8 protein-coding genes and 1 tRNA gene are annotated in these 9515 nt (G+C 32.1%); 7 read left to right on the forward strand and 2 right to left on the reverse strand.

Translation table 11 applies throughout. From position 1 onward, the window contains the following. Positions 1–91 precede the first annotated feature (91 nt). The gene (locus Q0997_RS15510) at positions 92–814 is read left to right on the forward strand and encodes a DUF6252 family protein (protein ID WP_299890420.1); all 723 of its coding nucleotides are present in this window, start codon (positions 92–94) and stop codon (positions 812–814) included. A gap of 167 nt (positions 815–981) precedes the next feature. Continuing rightward, entirely contained in the window at positions 982–5373 is a 4392-nt protein-coding gene (gene dnaE, locus Q0997_RS15515) for a DNA polymerase III subunit alpha (protein WP_299890422.1), read from the forward strand. A 4-nt stretch (positions 5374–5377) separates the two neighbouring features. Here the strand turns inward: dnaE and Q0997_RS15520 are convergent, their stop codons facing one another. Both Q0997_RS15520 and Q0997_RS15525 read right to left on the reverse strand, forming a co-directional pair. Continuing rightward, positions 5378–5704 (reverse strand): helix-turn-helix transcriptional regulator, encoded by a 327-nt coding sequence (locus Q0997_RS15520; protein ID WP_299890424.1) that lies wholly within the window; start codon positions 5702–5704, stop codon positions 5378–5380. Next, positions 5694–6125 carry an SRPBCC domain-containing protein gene (locus tag Q0997_RS15525; protein ID WP_299890426.1) on the reverse strand — a complete coding sequence of 144 codons (432 nt, stop codon included), beginning with the start codon at positions 6123–6125 and terminating at the stop codon, positions 5694–5696. The genes Q0997_RS15520 and Q0997_RS15525 overlap by 11 nt, the downstream gene beginning before the upstream one ends. Positions 6126–6452: 327 nt before the next feature. Between Q0997_RS15525 and trxA the strand changes: the two genes are divergently transcribed. The 5 genes from trxA to Q0997_RS15550 all read left to right on the forward strand — a co-directional run bounded on the left by trxA (position 6453) and on the right by Q0997_RS15550 (position 9386). Beyond that, on the forward strand, positions 6453–6776 hold the full coding sequence (gene trxA / locus Q0997_RS15530; RefSeq protein WP_299890437.1) for a thioredoxin: 324 nt from the start codon (positions 6453–6455) through the stop codon (positions 6774–6776). A gap of 87 nt (positions 6777–6863) precedes the next feature. Next, on the forward strand, positions 6864–7409 hold the full coding sequence (locus tag Q0997_RS15535; protein WP_299890428.1) for a ClpP family protease: 546 nt from the start codon (positions 6864–6866) through the stop codon (positions 7407–7409). A 36-nt stretch (positions 7410–7445) separates the two neighbouring features. Beyond that, positions 7446–8375, forward strand: coding sequence for a DUF58 domain-containing protein (locus Q0997_RS15540; protein ID WP_299890430.1), 930 nt, complete (start codon positions 7446–7448; stop codon positions 8373–8375). 80 nt (positions 8376–8455) lie between these two features. Then, a tRNA-Asp gene (locus Q0997_RS15545) sits at positions 8456–8529 on the forward strand. A 683-nt stretch (positions 8530–9212) separates the two neighbouring features. Beyond that, positions 9213–9386, forward strand: a complete 174-nt coding sequence (locus Q0997_RS15550) for a hypothetical protein (RefSeq protein WP_299890432.1) — start codon at positions 9213–9215, stop codon at positions 9384–9386. Positions 9387–9515: the final 129 nt, after the last annotated feature.

The following is a 9515-nucleotide window of genomic DNA, read 5'->3' on the forward strand; positions in this document are numbered from 1 at the left end:
ACAATATTTATTTAAATATCAAGTTTTTATACTAAATCTATTGCATTGTTATTTTTTATTTTATTTTTGGTTCCTCGAAATACTAATTACTATGAAAAAAATTATCGTTTTAGCTCTAACTGTCTTTACTTTTTTTGGATGTGGAGATGATGTTGAATTTAATACTCCCGCATTTAAAGCCAATAAAGATGGTAACTTATGGGAAGGTGTTTCTTACTCTGCCAACATAGATGGCTCTGGAGTTATAACAATTGTTGGTTCAGATAATTTTGAAACTGTTACTTTGGTTGCTTTTCCATCTGATGCTTTTGTTTGTGATACTAAACCTGAAACGGTTTATGGCAATACACCGGGAAATTGTTATGAAGTATCTAATAATCCCTCTTTTGCTACACTTCTAGATGTTAATGATGTATTTTGGTCAACAAATAATACGCCAGCCTCAAGTGAATATCCTGCAGATGGTGTTATAAATATAAGAGAGTTAAGCGTAGAGGAAGGTTTAGTATCTGGAGCATTTTATTTTAATGCGTTTAACAGTTCAGGATTATCATCTGTTAATTTTAAAGATGGATTTTTTCATAATATCCCTTTAGTAGCTGTAACCGCTACTCCTGGACCTGTAGACCCTTGTACTACTGCAACAGCAACTGTTGCTGCTACATTAGTTAATTATAATGCCGCAATGCCTGGTGATGCAAATTATGAAACAGTATGTAATGCATATAAAACGGCATTAGGAACTCAAATTACAGAATGTGGAGATGCAGATGGATCGATACAAACCACTATAGATGGTTTAATGTGTATGTAGCACATTCCTTATAAGAAAAATATAAAATGTCATCTATAAAAATTAGGTGACATTTTTTGTTTACAACTGTTTATAACTTTCACTTTTTAAAGAGACAATTTTCTGTATTTTTATAAGCTCCGTTTTCAATTCTTAAACGGCTTATAAACAAATACTAAAGATAGAGAATGTACTTAATTTTCGATACAGAAACTACTGGTTTGCCTAAACGTTGGGATGCCCCAATTACAGATACAGATAATTGGCCAAGATGTATTCAAATTGCTTGGCAATTACATGACGAAATGGGAAACTGTATTGAAAGTCAGGATTATTTAATAAAGCCTACAGGGTTTAATATTCCTTATGATGCCGAAAAAATACATGGTATTTCTACAGAATTAGCAGAAGAACAAGGTGTAGATTTAAGTGAGGTTTTAGAAAAGTTTAATATAGCATTAGGTAAAACAAAATTTGTAGTAGGGCAAAATGTAAAGTTCGATCTCAACATAATGGGAGCAGAATTTGTTCGAGAAAATGTAGAAAACCAACTTCAGGAGTTGCCAGTTTTAGATACCTGTACAGAGCATACTGCTAGTTTGTGTCAAATTCCTGGTGGTAGAGGTGGAAAATTTAAATTACCAACACTAACAGAGTTACATCAATTTTTATTTAATCAACCTTTTGCTGAAGCCCATAATGCAACTGCCGATGTTGAAGCAACCACACGTTGCTTTTTAGAATTAGTTAGAAGAAAGCAATATACAGTTGAGCAATTAGATGTTCAACCAGATTATTTTGATCATTTTTCTAAAGAAAATCCACAGCCAATTAAGCTTATTGGTTTAAAGCATATTAATTTAAAGCAAGAGAGTGCTAAAATTAATGAAAGATTACAGCAAGCAGAAACTGGTGGTATTTCATCTGAAGCTATAAAAGGCAATATTGAAGACTTAAAGGCTGTTGATTTTGTGCATTTACATAATCACTCTCAGTTTTCTGTTTTACAATCTACAATGAGTGTTGGAGATATAGTAGCCGTTGCTGCAGAGCATAATATGCCAGCAGTAGCATTAACAGATCATGCTAATATGATGGGAGCATTTCATTTTGTTAATGCTGTTAATAAACACAATAAATCTATAGCGGCTAAAATTGAAGAAGCAGAAGAGAAAGGAGAAACAGCTTCAGTAAAAGAAATAAAACCAATAGTTGGTTGTGAGTTTTTTGTTTGTGAAGATCACTTAGATAAAACTAGAAAAGATAATGGCTATCAAATAGTTTTAATAGCAAAAAACAAAAATGGCTATCACAACTTAGCAAAATTATCATCGCATGCCTTTGTTAATGGATTCTATTATGTGCCTAGAATCGATAAGAAACTTATAGAAGAGTATAAAGAGGATTTAATTGTATTAACTGGTAATTTATATGGAGAAGTACCTAGTAAGGTGCTAAATATAGGCGAAAATCAAGCAGAGGAAGCATTGCTTTGGTGGAAAGACGTTTTTCAAGATGATTTGTATGTCGAGCTAATGCGACACAATCAAGAGGATGAGAATCGAGTAAACCCAACTTTAATAAAGCTTGCAAGAAAGCATGATGTTAAATTGATTGCTACTAATAATACTTATTATGCAAAGCAAGAAGATGCTAATGCACATGATATTTTATTATGTGTAAAAGAAGGAGAAAAGCAGGCAACTCCTATAGGTAGAGGTAGAGGCTATCGTTATGGTTTGCCTAATCAAGAATATTACTTCAAGTCTGGTGAAGCTATGAAGAATATTTTTAAAGATGTTCCTGATGCTATTATTAATATTCAAGAAGTAGTAGATAAAATTGAAGGATTTCAATTAGCTAGAGATGTATTATTGCCAGCTTTCGATATTCCTGAAAAATTTATTCATGAAGAAGATAATAATGATGGCGGAAAACGTGGTGAGAATGCTTTTTTGCGTCATTTAACCTACGAAGGCGCTAAGAAGCGTTATGGCGAAGAATTATCTGAAGAAGTTACTGAAAGATTAGATTTTGAGCTTGAAGTTATTGAAAAAACGGGTTATCCAGGTTATTTCTTAATTGTAGAAGATTTTATTCGAGAAGCTAGAAATATGGATGTATCGGTTGGTCCTGGACGTGGATCTGCAGCTGGATCTGTAGTAGCTTACTGTCTATGGATTACCAATATCGATCCTATGAAGTATAACCTACTTTTTGAGCGTTTTTTGAATCCCGATCGTGTAAGTATGCCAGATATTGATATCGATTTTGATGATGAAGGTCGAAGTCGAGTTATGGATTACGTTATCGAAAAATACGGCAGTAATCAAGTAGCGCAAATTATCACTTATGGAACTATGGCTGCCAAATCTTCTATTCGAGATACAGCTCGTGTTTTAGACTTACCATTATTTGATGCCGATCGTATTGCGAAGTTAATTCCAACCATGTCTAAGCTGAATAAGATTTTCGGTTTAAGTGAAAAAGAATTAGGAAGTAAGTTTAGAGCAGAAGATTTAGAAAAAGTAAACGAATTACTTAATATTTCTGAAGGTGAAGATTTGCAAGCTGAAACTGTAAATATTGCGCGTTCGCTAGAAGGTTCTGTAAGAAATACCGGAATTCACGCTTGTGGTGTTATTATTACACCAGATGATATAACAAAGTTTGTACCCGTTTCTGTTGCTAAAGATTCAGATTTGTATGTTACACAGTTTGATAACTCGGTTGTAGAAGATGCAGGATTACTAAAAATGGATTTCTTAGGGTTAAAGACGTTAACTTTAATCAAGGATACAGTAAAAATTGTAAAAGCTAAACATGGTATTACTTTAGATCCTGAGAATTTTTCTTTAGAAGACGAAAAAACCTATGAGTTGTTCCAAAGAGGAGAAACCGTTGGTGTTTTTCAATATGAATCTCCCGGGATGCAAAAGCACCTTAAAGATTTAAAACCAACCGTTTTTGACGATTTAATTGCCATGAATGCTTTGTATCGTCCAGGACCAATGGAATATATACCAAGTTTTGTTCGTAGAAAACATGGTGACGAAGATATTGAGTATGATTTACCAGCAATGGAAGAGTACTTAAAAGAAACCTATGGTATTACGGTTTACCAAGAGCAAGTAATGTTATTGTCTCAAAAACTAGCAGATTTCACAAAAGGTGAAGCAGATGTTTTGAGAAAAGCTATGGGTAAAAAGCAAATTGCGGTTCTTGATAAAATGAAACCAAAATTTATAGAGCAAGCAAGTGCTAATGGGCACGATGCTAAAAAGCTTGAAAAGATTTGGAAAGATTGGGAAGCATTTGCAAGTTATGCTTTTAATAAATCGCACTCTACCTGTTATGCTTGGATTGCCTATCAAACAGCTTATTTAAAAGCGCATTATCCTGCAGAATATATGGCAGCTGTATTGTCAAATAATATGAATGATATTAAACAGGTAACATTCTTTATGGAGGAATGTAAACGTATGAAATTACCTGTTTTGGGTCCAGATGTAAACGAATCGTATTATAAATTCTCTGTAAACCAAGATAATGCCGTTCGATTTGGAATGGGAGCAATAAAAGGAGTTGGTCATGGAGCGGTAATGACTATTGTAGAAAATCGAAAAAAAGACGGGCATTATAAATCTATTTTCGATTTGTCAAAACGTATAGATTTAAGAGCAGCTAATAAAAAGGCGTTCGAAAATTTGGCATTAGCAGGAGGTTTTGATTGTTTTACAGAAACGCATCGTGCGCAATATTTTCATAAAGAAGGTAGTGATTTAACTTTTTTAGAAAAAGCTGTAAAATATGGTGCTAAGCATCAAGAAAACGAAAACTCGTCACAAGTAAGTTTGTTTGGTGGTGGAAGCGATGTTCAAATAGCAGAACCAATAGTACCACCATGCGAAACATGGGGTACAATGGAAAAACTAGCACAAGAACGCGAAGTCGTTGGTGTATATATATCTGGGCATCCTTTAGATGATTTTAGAACAGAAATGAAAAGCTTCTGTACTGGAACAATTGCATATTTTAACGATTTAGCACCGCATGTAAATAAAGAAATTACTTTTGGAGGAGTTGTTACAGATGTTCAGCATCGGGTAAGTAAACAAGGAAAAGGTTGGGCGTTATTTACTATTGAAGATTATACAGATACTTTTGAATTTCGCATTTTTGGAGAAGAATATTTAAAACATCGCCACTTTTTAATGAAAAATAATTTTGTACATGTTAAAACCTTTGTACGTGATGGTTGGGTAAATAGAGATACAGGAAAGAAAAGCGATCCTAGATTACAATTTAATAGCTTTCAGTTATTACATGATGTCATGGAGAAATATGTTAGAAAATTATCTATTCAGTTAAATATTAAAGAATTAGAGTCTGATAAAATTCAGAGTTTAAAATCTTTAATTTCTATGCATCCGGGAAGTCATTTGTTAGATTTTGTTATTTACGACAATAGAGAACAAATAAAATTAGAGATGCCTAGTCGTAAACAAAAAGTTAAGGTAACACAAGAATTATTGACTGAGCTTGAAGAACGACAGGTTTATTACAAGCTTAATTCTTAATAACTTAAGTGTTTTTGTTGTCTAAGTAATCACCTAAATTATCTAAAGAATCGTCCCAAAATTGCGCATAGAATTTTAACCATTTATTCATTTCTTTTAAAGGTTTTGCATTAGCCTTGCAAAAACGTTCTCTGCCTTTACTGTCAATAGTAACTAAGCCGGCATCTTCTAATGTTTTAATATGTTTGGTGACACCTTGGCGACTAATATCAAATCTATTAGATATTTGAGTGATAGATAATGTTGAGGTTGCGATAATTAAGGCGTGAAATATATCACGCCTTTTAGGATCTGCTATAGCTTTAAATAGCTTAGTTATTTTATCCTGCATTAACTTCTGTTTTTAAATAGTCTATTAATCCGTTTATGCAGCCATCCCATCCGCCACTAAAACTTTCAAACATAGCAATAGCTGTATCTCCAGCATAGTTAGAAATACCAGAATGCTCTAAATATAATTTTGTTTCATTTTTGCTAATAGGTTCTAAACTCCATTTAACAGTGGTTTCTACAGTTGTATTTTCTACTATCCAAGTATAAATTAAAGTATAGGGATTAGCTTCTTTTACTTCGCCAGTAATAGTTAGGCAGCCTTTATCCTCACTTGCTGTAAAGGTGTATTTATAACCTTTCTCAGCTTTAAAATCGGCTTTAATAAACCAAGTCGATATTTCTTCTCCTATAGAAATAGCATTCCAGATAGTTTCTATAGAATGATTAAATAGTTTTTCTTTTGTGATTGAGTCTTTCATAAATATTTGTTTTTTGATTTATATGCAACTTAATGGTTGCTAAATTACATATTATTTTTTAATACGCAACTTTTTGGTTGCTTATTGTTTGATTTTAATTTATTTGAAGATTTTTTATAGACATGTAAAAAGTAGGATGATTGAAATGCTTATATTTATAACTTGCAAAAAATAACTTATGGTAATTGACTTAATTTTTTTCATTTTAAAATAAAATAAAGCCAGTTGATACTACTATAAATGAAACAAATTGTCAGGTTGTAAGCTTTGGCATTTTTTTTGACTAATATTGCATATTAACAGTGAACAAAAACACAATTAAATTATATTATTATGGCATTAGAAATCACAGATGCAAATTTTGAAGAAACAGTATTAAACAGCGATAAGCCAGTAATGGTTGACTTTTGGGCAGCTTGGTGTGGACCATGTAGAATGGTTGGACCAATTATTGACCAAATTAGTGAAGAGTACGATGGTAAAGCTGTTGTTGGTAAGTTAGACGTAGATGCAAATCAGGAATTTGCAGCTAAATACGGCGTAAGAAATATTCCTACTGTTTTAGTGTTCCAAAATGGAGAAGTAGTTGGAAGACAAGTAGGCGTTGCACCTAAAAATGCATATTCTGAAGCTATCGACGCACTTTTATAGAAATATATTTCATAAAGAATTGATAAAGGTTTGCTGTAATGGCAAACCTTTTTTTATTTTAGCTACAGTTCAATAAAAATTATACAAATGAGTAAACCAATAAAAGTTCAAGACGCAATAGATAGCAAATTATTAGAGGAGAGAAAAGTATTTCTTTGGGGTATGGTAAACGATAAAAGTGCCAAACATGTTATTGACAGATTATTGTATTTAGATAGTATAGAAACTAAAGATATTACTTTATATATAAATAGTCCTGGAGGTTATGTTACTTCTGGTTTTGCAATGTACGATTGTATTAAATCGTTAAAAAGCGATGTTTCTACAGTATGTACAGGTTTAGCGGCTTCAATGGGATCTATATTACTATCTGTAGGAACAAAAGGTAAACGATTTATACAACCACATGCACGTGTTATGATTCATCAACCAAGTGGTGGTGCTCGAGGTCAAGCCAGTGATATAGAAATAACCGCTCAAGAAATTGTAAAAACAAAAGAATTAAGTGCTAAAATATTAGCAGATAATTGCGGTCAAACTTACGATAAAGTCATGAAAGACTTTAATCGTGACCATTGGATGGGAGCAGACGAGTCTGTAGATTATGGAATTGTAGATGGTGTTGCAGAATAATAAATAAAGAGAGTTCCACTTTTAGTGGGAACTGAGATGAATTTACAAGACGAATTAAATAAAGCTGGCGGATTTAAAAACCTTGAACACTTGGCAAAACAAGTTGTTGAAGGTTTTATTTCTGGTATGCACAAAAGCCCCTTTCATGGCTTTTCTGCAGAGTTTGCAGAGCATAAAATATACAACCAAGGCGAGAGTACACGTCATATAGATTGGAAATTATTTGCAAAGACAGATAAGTTATATACTAAACGGTATGACGACGAAACAAATTTACGTTGCCATATTATTTTAGATAATAGTAGTTCTATGCATTATCCAGAAATGACTAATTTCTCGATAAATAGTCTTAACAAAATTGCTTTCTCTGCATTAGCTTCTGCATCTCTTATGCATATTTTAAAAAAACAACGAGATGCTATTGGCTTAAGTATTTATAGTGATGATTACGATTTTTACTCAGGGGAGAAAGGTAGTGAGCGTCATCATCAAATGTTATTAGCGCAATTAAGTAATACGGTTTTATCTAAACCTAAAAATAAGCAAACAGAAACTTACCAATACTTGCATCAAATAGCAGAGAAAATACATAGACGCTCTTTAATATTTGTATTTACAGATATGTTTCAAACGGCAACAGATGAGGTTAAGTTGTTTGAGGCGCTAAGACATTTAAAACATAATAAGCATGAAGTAGTATTGTTTCATGTTTTTGATCGCTCTAAAGAGCTTGTTTTCGATTTTGATAATAAGCCTAAACGGTTTATAGATGTAGAAACTGGAGAACATATTAATTTGTATAGTGATCAAGTCAAAGAAAATTACGAAAACTTAGTTAGTAATTATTTTAATGAGTTAAGAGTTAAATGTGGACAAAACAGAATCAAATACGTTGAGGCTGATATAAATAAGAATTTTGATGCCATATTAACAAGCTACATGTTAGAGCGTCAAAAATTTATTTAATGAATTTTTTTCGAAAAAAAATTAAAAAAAGATTTGTCATATTAATTAAGCGATGTATATTTGCCCTCGCAATAAGCAACGGTCTGGTAGTTCAGTTGGTTAGAATGTCGCCCTGTCACGGCGAAGGTCGCGGGTTCGAGTCCCGTCCAGACCGCTAAAATTGCTAAAGCTTCAACACTGTTGAAGCTTTTTTTGGCAATAAAATTTAGTTGTGTTGTTTTGATGGATGTAGTAGTCCATCAAACTGGTAGAAAGCTAGTTAAATAGCTTAAACCGATGGAAAGCTTTCCTTTTTTCTTACAGAAAATTGGGATGCTTTTTTGTTTTTAAACAAACATTAACATATTATTAACATATGTTAATGACTTTATCTTCTATTTGGTGCATTTCGTCGAATTTATTAAATTTGCACATATTCTATACAATATATTAGCCCATCTTATTAATTCCCTTGGCACTTATGTGTTGTTAATAAGAAATCCATTGCTTAAGATATTCTATCTTAGATATTTACTAACTTATATGTGTTTAGTACTACATGTTTTGTGGTAGCCCTATTAATGCCGCTAAATTTAAATTAATTAACCCATATAAAAGTAGTAATTATGAAAACCCTTAAACTTAAATTAATAGCCATTTTTCTAAATGCATTATTAATAGCAGTATTTACATCTTAAAAATACTGAGTCTACACTAGAAAGTGCACATCATGACTATTCTAAGTCACAGGTATGTATAAACTCTACTCTTAGTTATCTAAAAACTAAAAGCATATGCCTATATGGGCATGGCTTAACTATATAAATATTTAATAATAACAAACAAAATCAAATCATTATGAAAACTCTAAAAATCACATTAGTAGCAGTATTCTCAATTGGATTATTAACGGCGGTAAGTGCAATTCCAACTTCTAAAAAACAAGTTACAAACGATGAAATTAAACAAACTAAGGTTTCAAGATCTTCCATAGGAGAAATATCTAAAATTCAAATTCCAACGCAAGGATAATTTTTTGAATAAAAATTAATAAAATAACATATAAACCTAAAAAGTTAAGAACATGAAAACCCTAAAAATCACATTAATAGCATTATTATCAATAGGACTTTTAACAGCAGTATTGCCATCATCAGAAAC

The organism is uncultured Lacinutrix sp. (genome assembly GCF_947500325.1).
In the GTDB taxonomy this organism is placed as follows: domain Bacteria; phylum Bacteroidota; class Bacteroidia; order Flavobacteriales; family Flavobacteriaceae; genus Lacinutrix.